This is a genomic window from Pseudomonas sp. FYR_7, from assembly GCF_043106155.1.
GTDB classification, from domain to species: domain Bacteria; phylum Pseudomonadota; class Gammaproteobacteria; order Pseudomonadales; family Pseudomonadaceae; genus Aquipseudomonas; species Aquipseudomonas parafulva_B.
Window position 1 is genome coordinate 21,479 of record NZ_JBICMI010000040.1, and the last position, 23,275, is coordinate 44,753.

22 protein-coding genes and 1 tRNA gene are annotated in these 23,275 nt (G+C 63.4%); 13 read left to right on the forward strand and 10 right to left on the reverse strand.

The genetic code is table 11. From position 1 onward, the window contains the following. The first annotated feature begins 100 nt into the window (after positions 1-100). The 7 genes from fdnG (at position 101) to ACF8R3_RS09830 (ending at position 9,301) form a co-directional block, all read left to right on the forward strand. Positions 101-3,169, forward strand: a complete 3,069-nt coding sequence (fdnG, locus tag ACF8R3_RS09800; RefSeq protein WP_326383769.1) for a formate dehydrogenase-N subunit alpha — start codon at positions 101-103, stop codon at positions 3,167-3,169. After that, positions 3,169-4,119, forward strand: coding sequence for a formate dehydrogenase subunit beta (gene fdxH / locus ACF8R3_RS09805; protein WP_058603954.1), 951 nt, complete (start codon positions 3,169-3,171; stop codon positions 4,117-4,119). The genes fdnG and fdxH overlap by 1 nt, the downstream gene beginning before the upstream one ends. Then, the gene (locus tag ACF8R3_RS09810) at positions 4,116-4,772 is read left to right on the forward strand and encodes a formate dehydrogenase subunit gamma (RefSeq protein WP_058638684.1); all 657 of its coding nucleotides are present in this window, start codon (positions 4,116-4,118) and stop codon (positions 4,770-4,772) included. Before fdxH ends, ACF8R3_RS09810 begins: the two co-directional genes overlap by 4 nt. Before the next feature lie 4 nt (positions 4,773-4,776). Beyond that, positions 4,777-5,697 carry a formate dehydrogenase accessory protein FdhE gene (gene fdhE, locus ACF8R3_RS09815; protein WP_058603956.1) on the forward strand — a complete coding sequence of 307 codons (921 nt, stop codon included), beginning with the start codon at positions 4,777-4,779 and terminating at the stop codon, positions 5,695-5,697. Positions 5,698-5,852: 155 nt separating this feature from the next. Next, positions 5,853-7,280, forward strand: a complete 1,428-nt coding sequence (gene selA, locus ACF8R3_RS09820; RefSeq protein WP_392515541.1) for an L-seryl-tRNA(Sec) selenium transferase — start codon at positions 5,853-5,855, stop codon at positions 7,278-7,280. After that, a complete protein-coding gene (gene selB / locus ACF8R3_RS09825) occupies positions 7,277-9,184 on the forward strand; it encodes a selenocysteine-specific translation elongation factor (RefSeq protein WP_392515542.1) in 1,908 nt (635 codons plus the stop codon). Before selA ends, selB begins: the two co-directional genes overlap by 4 nt. Before the next feature lie 21 nt (positions 9,185-9,205). Beyond that, positions 9,206-9,301 (forward strand) — tRNA-Sec (locus tag ACF8R3_RS09830). Positions 9,302-9,304: 3 nt separating this feature from the next. On the opposite strand, the gene ACF8R3_RS09835 is transcribed toward ACF8R3_RS09830, so the two are convergent. Both ACF8R3_RS09835 and ACF8R3_RS09840 read right to left on the reverse strand, forming a co-directional pair. Next, complete coding sequence (locus tag ACF8R3_RS09835) at positions 9,305-10,291, reverse strand: asparaginase (RefSeq protein ID WP_058638681.1); 987 nt, start codon at positions 10,289-10,291, stop codon at positions 9,305-9,307. Positions 10,292-10,425: 134 nt separating this feature from the next. Continuing rightward, positions 10,426-11,868: a sodium:alanine symporter family protein gene (locus tag ACF8R3_RS09840; RefSeq protein ID WP_058638680.1), complete on the reverse strand. Its 1,443-nt coding sequence runs from the start codon at positions 11,866-11,868 to the stop codon at positions 10,426-10,428. Positions 11,869-12,046: 178 nt separating this feature from the next. Here ACF8R3_RS09840 and ACF8R3_RS09845 point away from each other — a divergent pair, with 178 nt between their 5' ends. From ACF8R3_RS09845 to ACF8R3_RS09855, 3 genes are all read left to right on the forward strand, one after another. Further along, on the forward strand, positions 12,047-12,856 hold the full coding sequence (locus ACF8R3_RS09845; RefSeq protein WP_145256259.1) for a helix-turn-helix transcriptional regulator: 810 nt from the start codon (positions 12,047-12,049) through the stop codon (positions 12,854-12,856). Between the two features lie 148 nt (positions 12,857-13,004). Beyond that, a complete protein-coding gene (locus ACF8R3_RS09850; protein WP_033695074.1) occupies positions 13,005-13,889 on the forward strand; it encodes a sugar nucleotide-binding protein in 885 nt (294 codons plus the stop codon). Next, positions 13,882-14,817: an NAD-dependent epimerase/dehydratase family protein gene (locus ACF8R3_RS09855; RefSeq protein WP_058603962.1), complete on the forward strand. Its 936-nt coding sequence runs from the start codon at positions 13,882-13,884 to the stop codon at positions 14,815-14,817. Before ACF8R3_RS09850 ends, ACF8R3_RS09855 begins: the two co-directional genes overlap by 8 nt. Before the next feature lie 87 nt (positions 14,818-14,904). On the opposite strand, the gene ACF8R3_RS09860 is transcribed toward ACF8R3_RS09855, so the two are convergent. The 5 genes from ACF8R3_RS09860 to ACF8R3_RS09880 form a co-directional block, all read right to left on the reverse strand. Next, the gene (locus ACF8R3_RS09860) at positions 14,905-15,588 is read right to left on the reverse strand and encodes an OmpW family protein (protein ID WP_100852333.1); all 684 of its coding nucleotides are present in this window, start codon (positions 15,586-15,588) and stop codon (positions 14,905-14,907) included. Between the two features lie 108 nt (positions 15,589-15,696). Continuing rightward, entirely contained in the window at positions 15,697-16,182 is a 486-nt protein-coding gene (locus ACF8R3_RS09865) for a DUF3299 domain-containing protein (RefSeq protein ID WP_033737060.1), read from the reverse strand. Positions 16,183-16,317: 135 nt separating this feature from the next. Continuing rightward, entirely contained in the window at positions 16,318-17,583 is a 1,266-nt protein-coding gene (locus tag ACF8R3_RS09870) for an ABC transporter permease (protein ID WP_392515543.1), read from the reverse strand. Beyond that, positions 17,583-18,293 (reverse strand): ABC transporter ATP-binding protein, encoded by a 711-nt coding sequence (locus ACF8R3_RS09875; RefSeq protein ID WP_196125870.1) that lies wholly within the window; start codon positions 18,291-18,293, stop codon positions 17,583-17,585. The genes ACF8R3_RS09870 and ACF8R3_RS09875 overlap by 1 nt, the downstream gene beginning before the upstream one ends. Further along, the gene (locus ACF8R3_RS09880) at positions 18,294-18,872 is read right to left on the reverse strand and encodes a DUF2796 domain-containing protein (RefSeq protein ID WP_392515544.1); all 579 of its coding nucleotides are present in this window, start codon (positions 18,870-18,872) and stop codon (positions 18,294-18,296) included. Positions 18,873-18,998: 126 nt separating this feature from the next. Here ACF8R3_RS09880 and ACF8R3_RS09885 point away from each other — a divergent pair, with 126 nt between their 5' ends. Further along, positions 18,999-19,358, forward strand: a complete 360-nt coding sequence (locus ACF8R3_RS09885) for a hypothetical protein (RefSeq protein WP_058638672.1) — start codon at positions 18,999-19,001, stop codon at positions 19,356-19,358. 180 nt (positions 19,359-19,538) lie between these two features. On the opposite strand, the gene trxA is transcribed toward ACF8R3_RS09885, so the two are convergent. The 3 genes from trxA to ACF8R3_RS09900 are packed head-to-tail and all read right to left on the reverse strand — an operon-like array spanning position 19,539 to position 21,555. Next, a complete protein-coding gene (gene trxA / locus ACF8R3_RS09890; RefSeq protein ID WP_058603969.1) occupies positions 19,539-20,411 on the reverse strand; it encodes a thioredoxin in 873 nt (290 codons plus the stop codon). Between the two features lie 31 nt (positions 20,412-20,442). Further along, positions 20,443-21,102, reverse strand: coding sequence for a class I SAM-dependent methyltransferase (locus ACF8R3_RS09895; protein ID WP_392515545.1), 660 nt, complete (start codon positions 21,100-21,102; stop codon positions 20,443-20,445). Further along, positions 21,103-21,555 (reverse strand): YbaY family lipoprotein, encoded by a 453-nt coding sequence (locus ACF8R3_RS09900; protein WP_058638671.1) that lies wholly within the window; start codon positions 21,553-21,555, stop codon positions 21,103-21,105. A gap of 105 nt (positions 21,556-21,660) precedes the next feature. Between ACF8R3_RS09900 and nrdR the strand changes: the two genes are divergently transcribed. Both nrdR and ribD read left to right on the forward strand, forming a co-directional pair. Then, positions 21,661-22,125 (forward strand): transcriptional regulator NrdR, encoded by a 465-nt coding sequence (gene nrdR / locus ACF8R3_RS09905; RefSeq protein ID WP_027915127.1) that lies wholly within the window; start codon positions 21,661-21,663, stop codon positions 22,123-22,125. A gap of 2 nt (positions 22,126-22,127) precedes the next feature. Continuing rightward, positions 22,128-23,258, forward strand: coding sequence for a bifunctional diaminohydroxyphosphoribosylaminopyrimidine deaminase/5-amino-6-(5-phosphoribosylamino)uracil reductase RibD (gene ribD / locus ACF8R3_RS09910; RefSeq protein WP_325943095.1), 1,131 nt, complete (start codon positions 22,128-22,130; stop codon positions 23,256-23,258). Positions 23,259-23,275 lie beyond the last annotated feature (17 nt).

Consider the following 23,275-nt stretch of genomic DNA (forward strand, 5'->3'; position numbering starts at 1 on the left):
TGCTAGTCTTACCTGTTGGCGGTCCTCAAACCGCCGTCACCGTGACTACCAAGAGGCGCCGGCCATGTTCCGTGCGCCCAAATCTGATCAGGAGTGCACGATGGATCTCAACCGTCGGCAATTCTTCAAGGTCGCCGCCGTCGGCCTTGGAGGCTCGAGCCTTGCGGCGCTGGGCATGGCCCCTACGCCTGCGTTCGCCGAGCAAGTGCGCCACTTCAAGCTGGCGCATACCAAGGAAACCCGTAACACCTGCCCCTACTGCTCGGTCGGCTGCGGCTTGATCCTGTACAGCCAGGGCGATGCGGGCAAGAACGTCAAGCAGAACATCATCCACATCGAAGGTGACGCCGACCATCCGGTGAACCGCGGCACCCTTTGCCCCAAAGGCGCGGGTCTGCTCGACTTCATCCATAGCCCCAGCCGCCTCAAGTACCCAGAAGTACGCAAGCCGGGTAGCAACGAGTGGGTACGCGTCAGCTGGGACGAAGCGCTCGATCGCGTGGCCACCTTGATGAAGGAAGACCGCGACGCGAACTTCATTGAGAAAAACGCCCAGGGGCAGACGGTCAACCGCTGGCTCACCACCGGTTTTCTTGCCGCTTCCGCCGCCTCCAGCGAGGCCGGCTACCTGACTCACAAGGTCGTTCGCGCAACAGGCATGCTGGGGTTCGATAACCAAGCACGTGTCTGACATGGCCCGACGGTGGCAAGTCTTGCCCCGACGTACGGCCGTGGCGCCATGACCAACCACTGGTCCGATATCGCTAATGCGAATCTGGTCCTGGTGATGGGTGGCAACGCAGCAGAAGCGCACCCGTGCGGCTTCAAATGGGTGACCGAGGCCAAAGCGCACAACAAGGCGCGGCTGATCGTGGTCGACCCAAGGTTTACCCGTACCGCTTCGGTGGCCGATTACTACGCGCCTATCCGTACCGGCACCGACATCGCGTTCATGGGTGGGTTGATCAATTACCTGCTGAGCAATGACAAGATCCAGCACGAGTATGTGCGCAACTACACTGACGTATCCTTCATCGTCAAGGACACCTATGGCTTCGAGGATGGCCTGTTCAGCGGCTATGACGAGAGCAAGCGCATCTATGCCGACAAGTCTGGCTGGGGTTACGAGCTGGGCGAGGACGGTTTTGCCAAGGTAGACCCGACACTGCAGCACCCACGCTGTGTATTCCAGCTGATGAAGCAGCACTACAGCCGCTACACCCCGGAATTGGCGAGCATGACCTGTGGCATGCCGCAGGACGCCATGATGAAGGTGTGGGAAGAAATCGCGACATGCTCGGCGCCGGGCAAGACCATGACGATCCTGTATGCGCTGGGGTGGACGCAGCATTCGATCGGCGCGCAGATCATCCGTAGCGCGGCGATGGTGCAGCTGTTGCTGGGCAACGTCGGCATGCCAGGCGGGGGCGTGAATGCCTTGCGTGGTCACTCCAACATTCAGGGCTTGACTGACCTGGGGTTGCTATCCAACTCGCTGCCGGGTTACTTGACGCTTGCCGGCGACGCCGAGCAGGACTACGCCGCGTTCATCGACAAGCGTGCATCCAAGCCGCTGCGCCCGGGGCAGCTGTCCTACTGGCAGAACTACGGCAAGTTCCACGTCAGCCTCATGAAAGCCTGGTACGGCCCCAACGCCACCGCCGAGAACAACTGGGGCTACGATTGGCTGCCCAAGCTCGACGTGCCTGCCTACGACGTGCTGCGCATGTTCGAGATGATGAGCCAGGGCAAGGTCAACGGCTACATGTGCCAGGGTTTCAACCCGATTGCCGCCCTCCCTGACAAGAACCGCGTGACCGCGGCACTGGCCAAGCTCAAGTGGCTGGTGGTCATGGACCCGTTGGCCACCGAGACATCCGAGTTCTGGCGCAACGTGGGGCCGTTCAACGATGTGGACACGGCCGGTATCCAGACCGAGGTGATCCGCCTGCCCACCACCTGCTTCGCCGAAGAGGATGGCTCGCTGGTCAACAGTAGCCGCTGGCTGCAATGGCACTGGAAAGGCGCCGACGGCCCGGGTGAAACCCGCACTGACGTGCAGATCATGAGCGAGCTGTTCCTGCGCTTGCGGCAGCGGTACCAGAAGGAAGGGGGGGCCTACCCCGATCCACTGCTGAACATCCACTGGCCGTACAAGATCGCCGAAGAGCCGTCGCCTGAGGAACTGGCGAAGGAGATGAACGGCTGGGCCGTGACGGACTTCACCGACCCGACCGATGCGACCGTCAAGTCCGGTCAGCAACTGTCGGGCTTCGGCCAGCTCAAGGACGACGGCAGCACGGCTTCTGGTTGCTGGATCTTCGCCGGCTGCTGGACCGAGCAGGGCAACCAGATGGCGCGCCGCGACAACAGCGACCCCTATGGCATGCATCAGGTGCAGAACTGGGCATGGGCGTGGCCGGCCAACCGACGCATTCTCTATAACCGTGCTTCCAGCGACCCGCAAGGCAAGCCCTGGGATCCGGAGAAGAAGCGTCTGGTCTGGTGGAACGGCAAGGCATGGGGCGGGACCGACGTGCCTGATTTCAAGGTCGATTCGCCGCCGGAAGCGGGCATGAACCCGTTCATCATGAACCCCGAGGGTGTGGCGCGTTTCTTCGCCATCGACAAGATGGCCGAGGGGCCGTTCCCCGAGCACTATGAGCCTTTCGAAACACCGATTGGCATCAACCCCCTGCACCCGAACAACAAGAAGGTGGTCAGCAACCCGGCAGGGCGCATCTTCGATTCAGTGTGGGACACCTTGGGTACACATGATGAATTCCCATACGCGGCCACCACCTACCGCCTGACCGAGCATTTCCACTTCTGGAGCAAGCATTGCCGGCTCAACGCCATTGCCCAGCCTGAGCAGTTCGTCGAGATTGGTGAAGTACTGGCCAATGAAAAAGGCATCAAGGCGGGCGACAGGGTGCGTGTGTCGAGCAAGCGCGGGCATATCGATGCCGTTGCGGTGGTGACCAAGCGGATACGTCCGCTGCAGGTCAACAACCAGACGGTGCATCAGATCGGCATCCCGCTGCACTGGGGCTTTACCGGGTCCACGCGGCACGGGTACCTGACCAACACCCTGGTACCGTTCCTGGGCGATGGCAATACCCAGACACCGGAGTCCAAGTCGTTCCTCGTCAAAGTGGAGAAACTCTGATGGCCAGCCAAGACATCATCGCCCGGTCGGCCACCACCACCGTGCCGCCTTCGGTACGCGAGCAGGAGCAGGTTGCCAAGCTGATCGACACCACCAAGTGCATCGGCTGCAAGGCCTGCCAGGTGGCGTGTTCGGAATGGAACGAGTTGCGCGACGAGGTAGGCCACAACCACGGGACCTACGACAACCCTCAGGACCTGAGCGCCGAAACCTGGACATTGATGCGCTTTACCGAGCACGAGCGCGACGACGGCAACCTGGAGTGGCTCATCCGCAAGGATGGCTGCATGCACTGCGCAGACCCCGGTTGCCTGAAGGCGTGCCCAAGCCCCGGTGCAATCATCAAGCACGCCAACGGCATCGTCGACTTCAACCAGGACCATTGCATAGGCTGCGGCTACTGCATCACCGGGTGCCCGTTCAATATCCCGCGCATTTCGCAAAAGGACCACAAGGCCTACAAGTGCACCCTGTGTTCCGACCGCGTCAGCGTAGGACTGGAGCCAGCCTGCGTGAAAACCTGCCCGACCGGCGCCATCGTCTTCGGCAGCAAGGACGAGATGAAGGTGCATGCCGATGAACGCATCGTCGACCTCAAGTCCCGAGGCTACGAGAACGCTGGGCTGTACGACCCTGATGGCGTAGGGGGGACCCATGTGATGTACGTACTGCACCATGCCGATACACCCAAGCTGTATGCCGGGCTGCCGGACCAGCCGGTGATCAGCCCGCTGGTGGGACTGTGGAAGGGCTTCACCAAGCCTCTGGCCTTGCTGGCCATGGGGGCCGCGGTGGTGGCCGGCTTCTTCCACTATGTACGGGTCGGGCCGCAGCGTGTCGAGGAGGATGAGGAGCCTGCAGCGTCCGACACCAGCGTGCACCAGGTAGACCCGGCAGTGCATGTGTTCGACCCGAACAAGTCCGATGGGCAAGGGGAGCAGCGGCCATGAACGACAACAAGCCTATCCTGCGTTACAACGCCAACGAGCGCAGCAACCACTGGATAGTGGCGATCCTGTTCTTTCTGGCGGGCCTGTCGGGGCTGGCGCTGTTTCACCCCGCCTTGTTCTGGCTGAGCAATCTGTTCGGCGGCGGGCCATGGACGCGCATCCTGCACCCTTTCCTGGGTGTGGCGATGTTCGTGTTCTTCCTGGGCCTGGTGGTGCGTTTCTGGCGTGCCAACTTCATTACCGCCAACGACCGCCTGTGGTTGCGAAGAATCGATCGAGTCATGCGCAACCAGGAGGAAGGGGTGCCTGCCATCGGCAAGTACAATGCCGGGCAGAAGCTGCTGTTCTGGACGCTGCTGGTGTGCATGCTGGTCCTGATGGTCAGTGGGGTGGTGATCTGGCGCGCTTACTTCAGTCACTTCTTCGACATCGGCGCCATACGCCTGGCCACCTTGCTGCATGCCTTCGCAGCGTTCGTGCTGGTGCTCAGCATCATCGTGCACATCTATGCCGGTATCTGGATCAAGGGGTCGGTAGGCGCCATGCTGCATGGCTGGGTCAGCCGGGCTTGGGCGCGCAAGCATCATGAACTGTGGTATCGCGACGTGACCGGTGACAAAACGCCAACCGAGCACCGACGAAAAGAAGGATGAACGATTGAGTACCGTACTTGAACCTGGGCAGATCGAAGCATCGGCCGTCATGCCGCCGTTTCTGCACCTGCCGCCAGGCAACCTCTTCGACGTGCGGGCGGCTCGCCTGGAGCGCCTGGCCCAGGGCCATGCCATGGGCGACTATTTGCTGTTGATCGCGCGGCTATGCCGAATCCAGCAGCAGCTTGTGGATAACCCGCCTAGCGCGCTGCCTGTTGCCCAGGAGCGCCAACGCCTGTGCATAAGTCACGGGCTACCGCCCCTGGCGGCTGACAGCCTTGTGCGCGAAGGCGCATGGCTGGGTTGGTTGCAGGCGCTGCTCGATCATTTCGATGAGCCGGGCCAAGGCCCGCTGCAAGAAGCACTGCACACGCTGCGCATCAGTGACGATACCCAGCGCAAGGGTTGGGCAATTGCCCTGCTCAGCGGCCAGTACGATGCCGTGCCCCCTGCACTGGTGCCGTTCGTGGGCGCAGCCCTGCAGGCTGCCTGGTCAAGCTGGTTGCTGGCACTGCCAAGTACCGAACTCAAGCCCGCTGCCAGCCTTGCCCAATGCCCGGCATGCGGTTCGCCGGCCATGGCGGGCGTGGTACGTAACCGTGGCAAGCACAACGGCTTGCGTTACCTTGCCTGTTCGTTGTGCGCCTGCGAGTGGCACGTGGTGCGGGTCAAGTGCGTGTATTGCGACTCCAGCAAAGACCTGCGCTACAGCGCGCTCGACGATGACCGTCACGGGCCCGGCAAAGCGCCGCTGCGTGCCGAGTGTTGCCCAGGGTGCAACAGCTACCTCAAGCAACACTATCTGGAAAATGACGCAGCAGCCGAAGCCTTGGCCGACGACCTGGCTAGCCTGGCCCTGGACATGCGCCTGGACGAGGAGGGGTACCATCGTCTGGCACCCAACCTGATGGTCTCGCCCGGCTAGCGGTTGATTGTCTACACTGTGAGACCGAGTTGCCTTGCGCTGGCAAGCGCCCTTGACACGGATTTCGAAGGTTCTCGAACCTGCGGATGTCTGCGTTACCGTCGCTTGCCTTCCACAAGGCCAGCAGACAATGGACCCGTCCAAGGTAGTACCGCATGTCCTCCAGCTTAGCCAGCGTCACGCCTCGCCTGCCTTCCATCGATACACTCCTGCGCCACCCGGCTTGTCTAGCGCTGATCGAGCGTTACGGCCGTGAAGCTGTTCTGTCGACCTTGCGGCACTTGCTGGACGATTTGCGCGACCTTGTCCGCAATGGCCAGCTCGGTGCTGCCGAGGTGGCGCCCGAGGTACTGCTGGGCCGCGCCGGCGAACGCCTCGATGTCAACCAGCGCAGCCAGGTTCGCCGCGTGTTCAACCTCACTGGCACGGTGTTACACACCAACCTGGGCCGCGCCTTGCTGCCTGAAGAAGCCATCGAGGCCATGGAGTGCGCAGCGCGCTACCCGCTGAACCTCGAGTTTGACTTGAGCACGGGCAAGCGCGGTGATCGCGATGACCTGATCGAGGGGTTGATCCGCGAACTGACCGGCGCCGAGGCCGTCACCGTGGTGAACAACAATGCAGCCGCTGTGTTGCTGGCGCTCAACAGCCTGGGCGCCCGCAAGGAAGGCATCATCTCCCGTGGCGAACTGATCGAGATCGGTGGCGCCTTCCGGATACCCGACATCATGGCCCGGGCTGGCGTCAGGTTGCATGAGATCGGCACCACCAACCGCACCCACGCCCGCGACTACGAGGCCGCCATCAGCCCGCGCACCGGGTTGCTGATGCGCGTGCACTGCAGCAACTACAGCATCCAGGGCTTCACCACCCAGGTACCCACCACGGAGCTGGCCCGTATTGCCCGCCAGCACGGCCTGCCGCTACTCGAGGACCTGGGCAGTGGCAGCCTGCTGGACCTCACGCGCTGGGGACTACCGGCCGAACCGACGGTGCGCCAGGCATTGAGCGATGGCGCCGACATTGTCACCTTCAGTGGCGACAAGCTGCTGGGCGGCCCGCAAGCGGGGATCATCGTCGGGCGCAAGGACTTGATCGCCAGGATCAAGAAGAACCCGCTCAAGCGCGCCTTGCGCGTGGATAAGATCACCCTAGCCGCCCTGGAGGCCGTACTGGCGCTGTACCGCAACCCTGATCGCCTGGCCGAGCGCCTGCCCAGCCTGCGCCTGCTCACGCGTGCCCAGGCAGAGATTCATACCCAGGCCCTGCGCGTGGCGCCAGCGTTGCAAACCTGCCTGGGCGAGCAGTGGTGCGTCAGCGTACAGCCGACGCTGGGCATGATCGGCAGCGGCAGTCAGCCTGTCGCACGCTTGCCCAGCGCCGCCTTGTGCGTGCGTGCGCAGGTGTCCAAGCGTCTGCGCGGGCGCAGCCTGCATGCCTTGGAGCGCGCGCTGCGCGAGTTGCCGGTGCCGGTGCTTGGGCGCATCGACGACGATGCACTGTGGCTGGACCTGCGCCAGCTGGACGATGAACCCCAATGGCTGGCGCAGCTGCCAGGCCTGCAATTTGGGGCCTTGCAGTGATTGTCGGGACCGCCGGGCACATCGATCACGGCAAGACGGCGCTGCTGCAAGCGCTTACGGGCCAGGCCGGGGACCACCGCCAGGAGGAACAGGCCCGTGGCATGACCATCGACCTGGGTTATCGCTACGCGTCGCTGGCCGAGCAGGCGCCACTGACTGGCTTCATCGACGTGCCGGGCCATGAGCGATTTATCCACAACATGCTGGCCGGTGCCCACGGTATAGACCTGGTGCTGCTGGTGGTGGCGGCAGACGATGGGGTCATGCCGCAGACCCGCGAGCACCTGGCGATCATCGAACTGTTGGGCATTCCCCAGGCGCTGGTGGCCATCAGCAAGTGCGACCGGGTCGAGCCCGCACGCGTGGAAGCGGTGAAGCAGCAAGTCAGCCAACTGCTGGCGCCTGGCCCGTATGCCGACGCGCCGCAATTTCCCGTATCCAGTACCGCGGGCACCGGTATCGACGCCTTGCGCCAAGCCCTGCTGGCGGCAGCGCCCCATGCCCGCCGTCGCAGTGTGGCCGGAGGCTTTCGCCTTGCCGTGGACCGGGCGTTCGCCGTCACGGGCGCGGGGGTAGTGGTGACTGGCACGGCGCTGGCAGGGCGGATCACCGCTGGCGACACGTTGCTGCTGGGCAAGGCCGGCAGGCCGGTGAGGGTGCGCGGTTTGCATGCCCAGAATCAGCCCGCGCTGGTGGCGGAGGCAGGGCAGCGTGTGGCGCTCAACATAGCCGCCGAGCGCCTGGCGGTGGACCAGATACGCCGAGGAGATTGGCTGGTGCCGCAGTGGTTGCACGCGCCCAGCACCCGCATCGATATTGACTTGAGCCTGCTGCCCGGCCAAGCCCGTGCCTTCGAGCATTTCAGTGCGGTGCACGTGCACCTGGGTACCCAGGACGTAACTGCCAGGGTGGCTTTACTCGAAGGGCAGAGCTTGGCGGCGGGGCAGCGCATGTTCGCACAGTTGCTGCTCAACGCCCCCTTGCAAGCGGTGCATGGCAACCGCCTGGTGCTGCGCGATCAGCGCGCTCAATACACGCTTGGCGGCGGCACGGTCCTGGACCCGTTCGCCCCCAGTCGACAACGCCGCAGCGCCGAAAGGCTGCAACAGTTGCAGGTGCTGCGCGACTGTGCGGGCCTTGAGCAGGCCTTGCCGGGTTTGCTTGCCAGCGCACCGGGTGGGCTGGACCCACAGCGCTTGGAGCGACAGTTCAATCGCCTGCGTGACAGCTGGCAATTACCCGACGACGTACTCGTGATCGCCACCCGCCAAGGTCAGTTGCTGTTCGCCGCAAGCCAATGGCAGGCGCTCAAGCAACGTGTGCTGGCCCAATTGGCGGCCTTTCATGAGCAGGAGCCCGATCAATTGGGCCCGGACCGTGACAGACTGCGCCGTTTCGCGGCGTTGCCATTGGACAGGCCGGGGTTCGTCAGTTTACTTGAGCAGTTGCTGGCCGAGGGCGCAGTGGCCAGCAGCGGCCCCTGGCTGCACTTGCCTGATCATCAGGTCCAGCTCAGTGCCGCAGATGAGGCGCTCTGGGCCCGCCTGCAGCCCAGACTGCTGGCCGCAGCCTACGATCCGCCTTGGGTCAGGACGTTGGCGAGCGAGGAAAAGTGCGCTGAGGCCGATGTACGCCTGCTACTGCGCAAGCTCGCACGCCTGGGGCTGCTGCACCAGGTGGTGCGGGACCTGTTCTACCCAGAACCGACTCTACAGCGTATGGCAGAGCTGCTGCAGCGTCACATGGGTGACACGCCGGTAGTGCAGGTTGCTGCATTTCGCGATATGTTGGGCATCGGTCGCAAGCGCAGTGTACAGATCCTGGAGTATTTCGACCGGATCGGCCTGACCCGCAGGGTCGGCGATCAGCGGTACATCCGCAGTGACAGTGCCCTGGCCCGCTAGCAGGCCAGGCACCCACTTCAAGGAAGGCAATCGCGCCCGGTGGCGCGGCCGGGCTTCAAACCCGGTTGGGGACGGCATCCGTTCCCGGGCAGGTTCGACTCCCGCTGCCTTCCGCCACTTCTAGCGTTCGCCGCACAGGTCCAGGGCAAACCACTGCTCGGCCTCATCCACGTCCAGCCCGGCACCCAACAGCGCGAACATCTTGCCAAGGGCCGCCTCCCGCGTCATGCCGCCCCCGCTGACCAGGCCTGCTGCCCGCAGGCGGCTACCGGCGGCATAGGTATCAAAGACCACGTCGCCTTCCGGGCACTGGGAAATGGCCACCAACATGACCCCACGCTCGCGTGCTGCACGCAAAGTGTCGAGCAGCGCCTGATCATCGGACGGCCCAGTGCCGCTGCCATAGCATTCCAGCAACAAGCCCTGCACGCCGCTGCCGAGCAAAGCGTCCAGATGACCGGCCTGCAAACCAGGGAACACCGGCACCACCGCAAGGTTTACGCGCTGACGGGGCTGCTGATAACCCAAGTGTGCCGGCAAGGGGGCTACGTGCTCGCTCTGGCGGTGGCGCGGCAGGGCTGCAAAGGCATCGAACGCTTCGCTGCGCAGCTTCGAGGCGCGGCAACCGTGCAGCAGCTTCCCCGCGAAGTACAGCTGCACGCCCGCTTCAAGGGGATGATCGAACTGGCGCAGTGCACCGCACAGGTTGTCCCAGGCATCGCTGCCAGGTGCGCCTGCCGGCAGCATCGAGCCGGTCAGCAGGATGGGAACCGGCAGCCCCAGCAACAGGAACGACAGTGCCGCTGCACTGTAGGCCAGGGTGTCGGTGCCATGCAGTACCAGTACCGCATCATGGTCACGGACCCGCACGGCATCTACGATCGCATCACGCATCGCCAGCCAGTTGTGCTGCTGCATGTTGGCACTGTCGAGCAGTGGGTCCAGTTCCTGGAGCGTCCAGGTGACTTCGGGGGCGTCGGCCATCACGGCGAAATGATCGCGCATGCGGGACTCGAAGCCGCCGGACGGGGCGAGGCCTTCCGGGGTTTCGAGCATGCCGATGGTGCCACCGGTGTAGAGCACGAGGAGGTTCTTTACTGCGCGCATGGAAAGCGTCCGTAGCGATGAACGGGAAAGAAGAGCCGCGCTTTGGAGGGAAGGCTAGTGGGGCCGCAATGCGGCCCCTGGTGACTCAAACAACTGGCACAACCCTCGCTAGGGCGGCTGGCGATGTCAGCCTATCAGCGCAGCGGCTGAGCCTGGCCGACAGCTTTGTCAGCGGCTGTTTCCACCTGCGGGTTGGCAGGCCATGCATTGCGGTCCAGGTCCAGGTCGGCGAACTTGGCCGAATCGAACACGGGCTGCTTGATGCCAGCCTTGCGCTGGTCATCGTAGTCGCGCATCACACGCAGGCCGACCTTGAACAGCAAGGCCAGGGCCATCAGGTTGACGAAGGCCAGGCACGTCATGGTTATGTCGGCGAAGGCGAACACGGTGGTCAGGTCCTGCATCGAGCCCCACACGACCAATGCCAGTACCAGGGCACGGAAGCCCATCAATACAGCCCGGTTACGGCTGAGGAACTGCAGGCTGTTCTCGCCCAGGTAGTAGTTGTAGAGGATGCAGGTGAACACGAACAGCGACAGCGCCACGCTCACGAAGATACGGCCCCAGTCGCCTACCACGGCTGCCAGCGAGTTCTGGGTCAGGACAATGCCGTCACCCTCGAAACCAGGGGTGTAGAAGCCCGACAGCAGGATCAGCAGCGCGGTGCAGGTGCAGATCACGAACGTATCGAGGAACACGCTGAACGCCTGTACCACGCCCTGGGCACCTGGGTGCTTCACGGCTGCGACGGCGGCCACGTTCGGTGCACTGCCAAGGCCCGCTTCGTTGGCGAATACGCCACGCTTCACGCCCATGACGATGGCGCTGCCCAGCAGGCCGCCGAACGCGGGGTCAAGACCGAAAGCGCTCTTGAAGATGGTCTCGAGCATGGCCGGCACGTGTTCGATCTGGGTGCCGATCACGTACAGGGTCACGCCGATGTAGGCCAAGGTCTTGATCGGTACGAGCAGGTCGGACACCGCCGCGATGCGCTTGATGCCACCAATGAAGGTGATGGCCAGCAGCACTGCCAGCACGATGCCGGTGTGGCGCGGATCGAAGTGGAAGGCGTTTTGCAGCGAGTGGGTCACGGTGTACGACTGCAGGCCGATGAAGGCGAAGCCATAGGTGACCAGCAGCAGGATCGAGAAGACGATCGCCATGCCCTTGTACTTCAGGCCATGCTGAATGTAGTAGGCCGGGCCGCCACGGTACAGGCCATCGCCGTCGGCGCGCTTGTACACCTGGGCTAAGGTACATTCGAAGAAGCTGCTCGACATGCCCACCAGCGCGGTGACCCACATCCAGAACACGGCACCTGGGCCGCCCAGGGTCACGGCGATGCCGACCCCAGCAATGTTACCGGCGCCCACTCGGCCGGCCAGGCTCAGCATCAGGGCCTGGAATGAACTCAGTTGGCCTGCCTGGCCACGCAGCGATTCCTTGAACACACCGAACATGTGTGCGAAGTGGCGGAACTGGACGAACCGGGAACGGAGGGTGAAGTAGCTACCCAGCCCCACGATCAGCACGATGAGCAGTTTCCCCGAAAGGAAATCGTTGAGTACTTCGAGCATTGGAAAATGACCTCGATTCTTATTCTTCGTGTGGAAAGACCAGCGGCCGGCAGGCGTGCCGCTATTCGTTGGGGCGCATGGTTGGCCATGACAAGAGTCGTTACAATTTCGCGGCTTGGTCTTAATTGATGCGACTTGATGCTAAACTGGCGCTATTCGCGTCACGTAGGCCATTGTCATGAGCGAGCATTTCGCTACCAATCTCAAGCTGGCTTGCAGCCACTACCGCTCTATCTCCGAAGTTTGCCGCCAACTGTCGATCAATCGCGCCCAGTTCAACAAATACCTGAGCGGGCAAAGCCGTCCGACGGCTTACAACCTCAAACGCATTGGCGATTTCTTCGGGGTGGAGGAATACGAGCTCGACCTGCCCGCCGATCAGTTTTCACGCTTGATCGGCGCGCGAGTACCGTCCTCGGTCGAGCAAACCGGCGATCCGATCAGCGAGCTGTTTCGGCCTCTGCATGATCACGCGGGCAACCTGTCGCGTTACTGCGGGTATTACTTCGAGTACTCCAATTGCATGTCGGTGCCGGGTACGGTCCTGGTATCACTGGTGCATCTGTGGGAGGAGGGCGGGCGCTTTCTGTTCGAGCGCCAGGAGCGGCAGGAGCGGTCGAGCGCAACGGACCTGCATGCCGAAGTGCGTTGTCGGTACCTGGGGGCTGCTTTCCAGTTGCAGGACCGGGTGTTCCTGATCGACTACGAATCGCTTACCTACAACGAGATGAGCCAGACCATTCTCATCCCCAGCTTCAAAAGCCGTATCACCCGCCTCAACGGCCTCAAGGCAGGCGTGTCCAGCGGCGACCGGCGCAATCCCGCCTGTACCCGAGTGGTGTGGGAGTACCTGGGGCAGGAGATCAATCGCATCAACGCCTACCGCCAAGTAAAACTGTACCGGCCTGATGACCCCCGCATAGATGAAGACATCCGCGAGCGATTGGATGTGGGCCCGCTCAGGAATGGGTTGTTTGAAGTCGAGTAGGTGGTCGCGTCATGTGTGCTCGAGGAAAAAGTTGGCCACGGGGCAACCTTCTCCCGCAGCAATGCCCATACGGCCCCACGTTGGACTTCCCCGCCCGGAAACCGCAAAATGGCCGCTTTCCCTTACAACCTCCGGATCTGCTGACTCTATGCGTATGCGCCTAATGCTGTTGGGTGGTGGCAATGCCCTCGGGCAAGCGCTGATTCGTCTTGGGGCCGAGGAGGACATCGCTTTCATGGCGCCGCGCCCTCCAGAGGAGGGCTGGGCGCCTGCCAGCCTTACCCAGTTGCTCGACGATCATCGTCCCGACGCCGTGGTCAACCTGGCGTATTACTTCGACTGGTTCCAGGCCGAGTCGGTCAGCGAGCAGCGTCTGGCGCTTCAGGAACGCGCCGTGGAGCGGCTGGCAGAGTTGTGCCAGCACCACCAGATCACGCTGGTCCAGCCCTCGAGCTACCGCGTGTTCGATGGCTCGCGTGCCACCGCCTACAGCGAAAAGGACGAGCCATTGCCGCTTGGCCTGCGCGGGCAGGCGCTCTGGCGTATCGAACAAAGCGTGCGTGCGGCCTGCCCGCAACATGTGCTGTTGCGGTTCGGCTGGGTGCTGGACGAAAGTATCGATGGCCTGCTTGGCCGTTTCCTGACGCGCGCCGAGCTACCCCAGGAATTGCTGCTGGCCGATGATCGGCGTGGCAACCCGACACCCGTCGACGATGCGGCCAGGGTCATTCTCTCGGTGCTCAAGCAACTGGACTGCAATTCGCCGTTGTGGGGTACCTACCACTACGCCGGGAACGAAGCGACCACGCCTGTGGCGCTAGGCCAGGCGATCCTCGCCGAGGCCGGCCAGCATCGACAGCTCGCGGTGCAGACGCCAACGCCGCAGGCCCATGCCGCGCGCCCGGATGCCAGCGAAGAGCCGCAGAACGCAGTGCTGGCGTGCAAGAAAATCCTTCACACCTTCGGTATCAAGCCCCGTGCCTGGCGTGCAGGCTTGCCGCCTCTTCTGGACCGGTTCTATCGCCATGGCTGATGCCCCCATCCTGATCACCGGCGGTGCCGGCTTCATCGGCTCTCACCTGAGCGACGCCTTGCTGGCGCGTGGCTACGCCGTGCGCATTGTCGACGACCTCTCCACGGGCAAGCGCGACAACCTGCAACTGGGCCACCCCCTGCTTGAGCTTGTCGAGGGGGACGTTGCCGACGCCGAATTGGTCCAACGCGCAGCGGCAGGCTGCCAGGCCGTGGTGCACTTGGCTGCGGTGGCCTCGGTGCAGGCTTCGGTCGACGATCCGGTGCGCACGCACCAGAGCAATTTCATCGGCACGCTCAACGTGTGCGAAGCCATGCGTGTTCACGGGGTGCGTCGCGTGTTGTTCGCGTCCAGTGCAGCGGTCTATGGCAACAACGGTGAAGGCCAGTCCATTGCCGAAGATACGCCCAAGGCGCCGCTGACACCGTATGCCGTGGACAAGCTGGCCAGCGAGCAGTACCTGGACTTCTACCGGCGCCAGCATGGGCTTGAGCCTGTGATATTCCGGTTCTTCAACATCTTCGGGCCGCGGCAGGACCCTTCCTCGCCTTATTCGGGCGTCATCAGCATCTTCAGCGAGCGTGCACTGCAAGGTCAGCCAATCACCGTGTTCGGTGACGGCGAACAGACGCGGGACTTCCTGTATGTGGGTGACCTGGTACAGGTCATGGTGCAAGCGCTCGAGCAAGCGCAGGTCGAGGAGGGGGCCGTGAACATCGGTCTCAACCAGGCCACGTCACTGAACCAGATGCTCGCTGCGCTCCAGCAGGTGGTGGGCAGCTTGCCCGCAGTCAGCTATACCACGCCGCGCTCGGGCGACATCCGCCATTCGCGTGCGGACAACAGGCGGTTGCTGGCTCGCTTCGACTTCAAGCGGGCCACCTCGATGGTGGAGGGGCTGTCCCGGTTGTTGGGCAAGCTCCGTTAGCGACCGATGGGCGCCCAGTCCGGCGCTCAGTACGACAGTAACGAAACGGGGCGGCCTTGGCCGCCCCGTGTGTTTTACAGCGCTCGATCAGAACTTGTAGCCCAGGCCGACCATGTAGACCCAAGGGTCCACGTCCACGTCGACCTTGGTCTTGCTATAGCCCAAGGCGCTCGGGCCGTTCACGCTGGCCTTGGTGTCGATGTCCACATACCAGACAGCGGCGTTGACCAGCAGGTTGTCGGTGATCATGTAGTCCATGCCCAGCTGGCCGGCGAACCCGACCGAATCCTGCAGTTTCAGGTTGCTGAACCCTTGTTGCTTGCGGTTGCTGCTCAGGTCTTCATCGAAGAACAAGGTGTAGTTGATGCCCACGCCCGCATAGGGTTGGAACTTCGACGACGCCTCCATCGGGTAGTACTGTAACGAAAGGGTTGGCGGCAGTTGCTTGATGTCGGCCAGCTTGCCATCCAGCCCACCGCCCAGCCCTTTCACCCCTACCGTGTGCTTGAACGGCGTGGCTGCCAGCAATTCCAGACCAATGTGGTCGGTGAGCATGTAGGCGAATGCCAGACCCAGCTGGGTATCGCTGTCCAGGGTCGCCTTGGTGCCTGCCACCTTGTTGCCGTCGAACTTCAGGTCGCTGCTGCTCTCGTTGGGCGCGGTGGTGATGGCGCCAGCACGTACGATGAAATCACCGGGTTGATAAGCGTGCGCAGCCGGGGCGGTGAGTGCCAGGGCCACGAGTGAGGCACCGAGCAAGGACTTGTTCATGGAAGCTCCCAAAGGACGTTGATAATCGTGTAGTCCAATGGTACGGATGCAACTAAACAGAAAGTTTGACCCAGCTCAAAGAAGCGTCTGCACCGGCCTTCGGAAGGCTCATCTGAGTTCGTAGGCGTAGATCTTCTCGGCTTCCATCTGGTAACCCGCCTCAGCCAGTTCGCTGCTCGAGGGTTTGACATGCATCGTGCCCTCTATCCAGTAGGGCTGATACAGATCTTCGACCCTTACGCCCATTTCACTGACGATGTGCACAATCTGGTTCGACGGGGGCGGGGGCACGTGGATGCACGCACCGTAGTACGGCACCAGCAGAAATTCGGTGGTGCGGCCTTGCTCATTGACCTCCAGCGGCACGATGTAGCCCGGCAGCTTGATCTGCTGGCCATCGAGGCTGTTCACCACGGGTGCAGCAGGCGCCTGCTGGCGCGCGGCCGGGGCGGACTCGGCAGACAGTGCATCGCTGAGCTGCGACATGTCATGCAGGGGCGCCAGTTGCGGCGCGACGACCGGTGCGCCTTCGGGGATCAGGGCGGGCCAGTCGAGCTCTCTGGGCTGCGATGCCCATGCAGGTACCGCAAGCATCACGAGCAGCGAAAAAAGCAGGCGCCGGGCGGGGCTACCGGTTGGCAGGCGGGCCCCCATACGGCATGTCCATGCGCTTGCAAGCGCATGGAGAGCCCCGAGGCAGGCAGTGAGAAATCGGATCATCACAGGCTCTCAAAGGTGGATCGACAAACCATCTGCCAACGACTGCCGATAGGCTCGCCATGCCGGAACGCTGCCCATCAACAGCGCTGCGCCAAGGATGATAGCCAGCAACGACCATTCATGCGTGCTGGGCCAGGCCAATGGCAGGTACAAGCCATAGTTGGCCTGCACGTAACCCTGGGCCAGGGCGATGCCGGCGTACAGCAGGCCAAGCCCGGCAACGATCCCGGCCGTTGCCAGAGCCAGAGCCTCAAGTACCAGCAGCCCGGCGATGTGCCATGGTCGTGCACCTACCGAGCGCAGGATCGCCATTTCCCGGCGGCGCTCGTTCAGACTGGTAAGAATCGCCGTGAGCATGCCGATCAGCCCGGTCAGCACAACGAACAGCGAGACCACGAACAGGGCTTGTTCGGCAGTGCCCATCAGGCTCCACAACTCCTGCAACGCCACCCCCGGCAAAATCGCCAACAGCGGCTCGCTGCGGTATTCATTGATTTCGCGCTGCAGGCTGAAGGTGGCGATCTTGTTGTTCAAGCCCAGCATGAACGCCGTGATCGCAGCGGGTTGCAGGTCCATGCCACGCGCCTGTTCTGCACTGATGCGTCCCGCACCTCGGGCCGGCACCCCGTTGTGCCAGTCGATATGGATCGCCTCCATGCCGGCCAGGCTGATGTACAAGGTGCGGTCAACCGGCGTGCCGGTGCGCTTGAGTACACCGACCACGGTAAATGGTTTGTCGTCGTGCTTGACCAGGCTGATCGCCGCCACGCCATGGGCCAGCACCAGTTTGTCGCCCAGCTTGTAGTGCAAGGCGTCGGCAACCTCCGCGCCCAGTACCACTTCGAAAGGATCGTCGGCAAATTCCCGGCCCTCGCGCAACGCCAGGTGCTGCTTGCGCCCGTACTGATAGTGGTCGAAATAGGCGCCGGTGGTGCCCATCACCCGGTAGCCGCGGTGCGAGTCGCCCAGCGAGATGGGGATCGCCCACTTCACCCGTGGGTCCTGGGCGTAGTGCTGGTAGCTGTCCCAGCGTATGTTGTTGGTGGCATTGCCGATGCGAAACACCGAGTACAGCAGCAGGTTCACCGAACCTGAACGCGCACCGACAATCAGGTCAGTACCACTGATGGTGCTGGCAAAGCTGGCGCAGGCTTCGGTGCGCACCCGTTCGACAGCCAGCAGCAGGCAAACCGACAAGGCGATGGCAAACGCGGTCAGAAAGGCGGTGAAGCGGCGGTTGGCCAGGCTGGCCAGGGCAAGGCGAAGCAGGTACATCATGCCTCCCGGGGCTTGGCGGCACGATTGAGCTCGGCCAGGGACAGGTGTCGGTCGAACAGCGGGGCCAGGCTCTGGTCATGACTGACGAACAGCAAGCTAGAGCCTGCCGCGCGGCATTCATCGAACAGCAACGCGATGAACGCTTCGCGGGTATCGGCATCCAGCGCTGATGTGGGTTCATCGGCGATCACCAGCTCGGGTTGGCCGATCAAGGCGCGGGCGGCGGCGACGCGTTGCTGCTGGCCGATCGACAGGCTGTCGGCTCGCCGCGTGAGCAACTGCGGATCGCCCAGGCCCAGGTGGGCAAGCAATTCGCGGGCGGCCTGGTCGACGCTACCGTGGCGCTCGACGGCACGCTGGGCGCGGCTGCGCGAGAAACGACAGGGCAGCTCGACATTTTCCCGCACCGAGAGAAACGGCAGCAGGTTGAATTGCTGGAAGATGTAGCCGGTGTGGTCCACACGGAAACGGTCGCGGGCACCTTGGGCGAGTAGGGCCAAGTCCTGTCCAAGCAGTTGGATTCGCCCACGGCCTGGCCGGTTGACCCCGCCGAGCAGGCCCAGCAGTGTGGTCTTGCCACTGCCGCTTGGGCCCTTGAGAAACACGGCTTCACCGGCTTGCAGTTCAAAGGCCGGGATATCCAGCAACGGCGGTTGTCCCGGCCAGGCGAACGCCAGGTCTTGCAGGTGGATCAGCGGCTGGTTCATTCAGAGTGTGACCACAGCCTTGGTTGGCGAGGTTTCCACCCCCTTCTGGCCGTTCGGGCCGATCAATTGCACATTGATTTTCTGCGTGGCGGGGAAGGCCTTGAACAGCGGCGACAGGTCGATCTGAGTGAGTTTTTCGGGCGCTGTGCAGGTGAGTTGGTAATGGGCGTTGATGTCGCTGTGAACGTGGCCTTTTTCGTGCTCGTCGGCATCATCGTCCGCCTTGGCGGCATCCCCAAACAGCGGGCTTTGCAGTTCTTGCTGGTCTGGTGTGCAACCCGCGGCCGCCGTCAATGCGAACAACTTCAGGGGCTGTTCCAACTGCTGACGCACCGCGGCCACCTTGGCCTTGTCGGCATCGCTGCTGGCCATGTGCTCGAAGCCGACCAGGTTCATCGCCGGGCTGTCCAGCTCAAGCTCCAGGGTATTGCCTTCAAGCACGGCATTGAGCTTGGCCACGCCATGCTCATGGGCGGCAAGCGTGCCATGGCCGTGATCATGCTCATGTTCTCCGTGGGCATGGGCCGTCATGGCCAATGGCAAGCAGGCGAAGGGCAAGGCTAGCAGCAGACGACGCATGGGCGACTCCAGGAGCGGATTGTAGGGGTAGTTATGTTATAACGATTGTTTGGCGGGCCGCCAGCCTCGTGGCTCAGGTTTCATGTTGCGGTAGCATGGCGACAATGACTTGAGCGAGGACCTACAGTGAGAATTCGTGGAACGATCGGTAAGTGGCCGGTGGACTTGACCATCGAGCTTGATCCCCAGGAATGGGCGCAGTTGGCACGGCCAGCCGAACAGCTCCCCGCTTCGACACCCCAGCCAGCTGCCGCGGTGCCTCCCGCAGCAGCAAAGGATGATGGGCCGTGGCGGGTAGCCTGCGAATTATTGCGCACGGCTGGCCGGATGGAGGGGCCTGAGCTGCTTGAGCATTTGCAGGGCCTCACGGGGGACTTTGGCGCAGCCAAGCGGTTGCTGGTGCGGTTGCGGCACCATGGGCAAGTGCGGGTGTTCAGTGAGGGCGAAACGCCGGTGTATGTGTGGCAGGCCGGCGAAAAGGCGTAGACGACCTCGAACGGCGTGACAAGCGTGTCAGTGGCCGGCTCACGGGGCAAGGCGGAGCAACCCAGGCAACAGGTGCTGGGCCTGATCAGTACCGAGCCGCTCGTATCCCAGAGCAGAGTTTGAGCACTAGGGCATGAGCAGGGTGGCGTACCTTGCTCATGCCTCCACGCCTGATAGCCGTCAGTACATCGCTGCAAACAGCTTACGGCGATACGTACCCACCAGCGGATGGGCACTGCCGAGCAACTCGAACACCTGTAGCAATGCCTTGTGTGGCAGCCCGTTTTCGTAACCGCGATTGCGCTGGAACAGCTTGAGCAGGCTTTCGAGCGCGGGCTCGTACTGCTGGCGTGCCAACTGCTGAATGCACAGTTGATACGTGGCTTCGTCATCCTGTGGATTCTGCGCCAGGCGACTTTTCAGGTCGGCAACCTCCGGCAGGCTGGCGGCCTGGCGCAGGAACGTCAGTTGCGCCTTGGCGCCGGCCAGAGCGGCCTTGTGGTCCTCTGTCTTGACCGCATCCAGCACCACCTGGGCCTCGCCCAGTTCACCGCGCTCGGCCAGACAGCGGGCGTACAGAATCAGGCCTTCGGCGTTGCTGTTGTCCTCTGCAAGCAATTGCTGCAGCACGGCTTCGGCTTCGCCAAAGCGGCTTTCGGCGAACAGCGCCTGAGCCTGTTCCAGCGGCGAAGCGGTGGGTGGCGCCGGCAGCTGCACATGCGGCTCGAGCATGGCGCGGATCGCCGATTCCGGCTGGGCACCGGCAAAGCCGTCGACCGGCTGGCCATCCTTGAACAGCACCACGGTCGGCAGGCTGCGGATGCCGAATTGCGCCACTACCTGCTGCTCGACGTCACAGTTGATCTTGGCCAGCAGCAGTTCGCCCTGGTACTCCTCGGCAATTTTTGCCAGAAGGGGCATCAAAGCCTTGCACGGCGCGCACCATTCGGCCCAGAAATCGACCAGCACCGGCTTGTGGAATGAGTTCTCGATCACCAATTGCTGGAACGTGGCATCGGTGGCATCGAAGATGTATGGGGTGTCCTGGCTCATCGCGACTCTCGCAAATCCGTGAATGGCACCACTATAAAGGCTCGCGGCTGGCGTGGTACAGGCTGACCCGGCGGAATTCGTGCGGCTCGGCCAGGTCCGGAAGGGTCAAGGCGTCGAGCACCCCGAGCGATCGGTACAAAGGGTGGCTGAAGTCCCGCACGCGCGAGTCGGCTACCAGTACCTGTCGGCCCCGGTCGAGGAAGGCATCGAGCAGCGGCAGGTTGGCGCGGTCGTAGAGCACATCGGCCACCAGGATCAGGTCAAAACGGTCATCTTCGGAAAAAAAGTCGCTGCTGTAGCCCAGTGCTACCTCGTTAAGGGCGGCGTTGGCACGGCAGGCGTCCAAGGCCAGCGGATCAAGGTCGCAGGCCACGACCTCCAGCGCACCTGCACGGGCGGCGGCAATGCCGGCGATGCCGGAACCGGCGCCAAAATCGAGCACCCGCTTGCCGGCTACCCACTCCCGGTGCTCGGCCAGGTAGCGCGCCATGGCCAGGCCGCTGGCCCAGCAGAAGCTCCAGTACGGCGGGTCTTCGAGAATGCGCCGGGTTTCTTCACTGCTGAAGGCGCGGTCCATGTTCTGGTCATCGATCAGCCATAGTTTCAACGCGCAGCCGGGCAGGTCGCTGATCACCAGCCGTGCTTCGCCAATCAGGCCGCTCAGGGCCTGTTGCAATGCCACTGGCGCCACTTACGGTGCCTTTTCGAACTGCAGCGGGCCGGTGGCCTGGGTCTGTGCCTGGGTGATGCGCAGCGGCGGCAAGTGCATGATCAACTGGCCAGAGCGGCTGGCTCGCCCGCGCAGCTCCACCCTGGCGCCGGCCGGAAATGCCTCGGGATTGAAGCGCAGCTGGTAGGGCAAGGCCTGTCCGGTACCCGGCAGGGTGCTACTGGCCAGCAGCTGTTGCGGCCGATCGCGCTCATCGATCACCAGCAGGGCAAGTTCCACCTCTGCGCCTGCGGGGATTCCCAGCAACGTGCCGCTCAGCTCGCGCTGATAAGCCGGCAAGGGGCCAAGCGGCTGGGCCTTTTTGGCCACCTTGGCGGGCGCCGGGGCAGGCGGTTGTTCGGTCTTGGGCCGGTCACTGCCGCAGGCGGTGAGCAGGGCGGCGCAGCACAGCACGGCAAGCGCGCGAAGAGGCATGGGGTAGTCCTTCAGGGGCAGAATTGCATGGATGTTAACCCCTTTGGCTTGTCTTGCCAGTGGGATGCGCTACCATGGCCCTCCCTTTTTTTGTTGCCTGCCACCATGCACTGTCCGTTTTGCGGTGCCAACGACACCAAGGTCATCGACTCGCGCCTGGTCGCCGAGGGCGAGCAAGTGCGGCGCCGTCGCGAATGCGTCGCCTGCGGCGAGCGCTTCACCACCTTCGAAACCGCCGAGCTGGTACTGCCCCGGCTGATCAAGCAGGACGGTACTCGCCAGCCCTTCGACGAAGACAAGTTGCGGGCCGGCATGCAGCGTGCGCTGGAAAAACGCCCTGTCAGTGTCGAGCGCCTCGAAGCCGCCCTGGCCCACATCAAGAGTCGGCTGCGGGCCACCGGTGAGCGCGAGGTCAAGTCGCTGGTGGTGGGCGAGCTGGTGATGGGCGAGTTGCGCAAGCTCGATGAAGTGGCCTACATCCGCTTCGCCTCGGTTTATCGGCGCTTCCAGGACCTTGACGAATTCCGCGAAGAAATCGACCGCCTGGCCCGTGAGCCAGCCAAAGAGTGAGCATGCAAACCCCCGCAGCTGTGCTTGACGCCCATTACATGGCCCGCGCGCTTGAGTTGGCGCGCAAGGGGCTCTACACCACCCACCCCAACCCGCGTGTGGGCTGCGTCATCGTCCGCGATGGCGAGGTGGTGGGCGAGGGCTGGCATGTACGCGCCGGGGAGCCACACGCCGAGGTGAATGCGCTTGCCCAGGCAGGCGAGCGTGCGCGGGGCGGCTGTGCCTATGTCACCCTCGAACCCTGCAGCCACCATGGCCGTACGCCGCCGTGTGCCGAAGCCTTGGTCAAGGCCGGTGTGGCGCGGGTGGTGGCCGCCATGCAGGACCCGAATCCTCAGGTAGCCGGGCAAGGCCTGCAGCGGCTTGCCCAGGCCGGTATCGACGTGGCCAGCGGGGTGCTCGAAGCGCAGGCACGGGCACTCAACCCCGGGTTTCTCAAGCGCATGGAGCAGGGGTTGCCGTTCGTGCGCGCCAAGCTGGCCATGAGCCTGGATGGTCGTACCGCCATGGCCAGCGGCGAAAGCCAGTGGATCACCGGCCCTGCGGCGCGTTCTGCCGTGCAGCGCCTGCGGGCGCGCTCAAGCGTGGTGCTGACCAGTGCAAGCAGCGTGCTGGCTGACGGTGCACGCATGACGGTGCGTGGCGCCGAGTTGGGCCTGGACGCCGAAACCACCGCGCTTGCCCTGAGCCGGGCACCGCTGCGGGTGCTGGTCGATGGCCGTTTGCGCTTGCCCTTGCAGGCACCATTCTTCCAGGCCGGCCCGGCGCTGGTGGTGACCGCCGTCGCAGATGACCCACGTTATGCCGCTGCCGGCCATGAACTGCTTAGCCTGCCCGGCGACAATGGCCGTGTCGACCTGCGCGCCCTGCTGCAAGCACTGGCTGCCCGCGGCGTCAACGAAATCCTGCTGGAAGCCGGCGCAGGTCTGGTGGGTGCCTTCGCCCAGCAAGGCCTTGTCGACGAGTACCAGCTGTTCATGGCCGGCACCTTCCTGGGCTCAAGCGCACGTCCCCTGCTGGACTGGCCACTGAACCGCATGAGCGAGGCACCGCGGCTGCAGATCACCGACATGCGCGCAGTAGGCGATGACTGGCGGGTCACAGCCGTACCGCTGCCTGCTCCCGGCGTATAATGCGCGGCTTGCCCCGC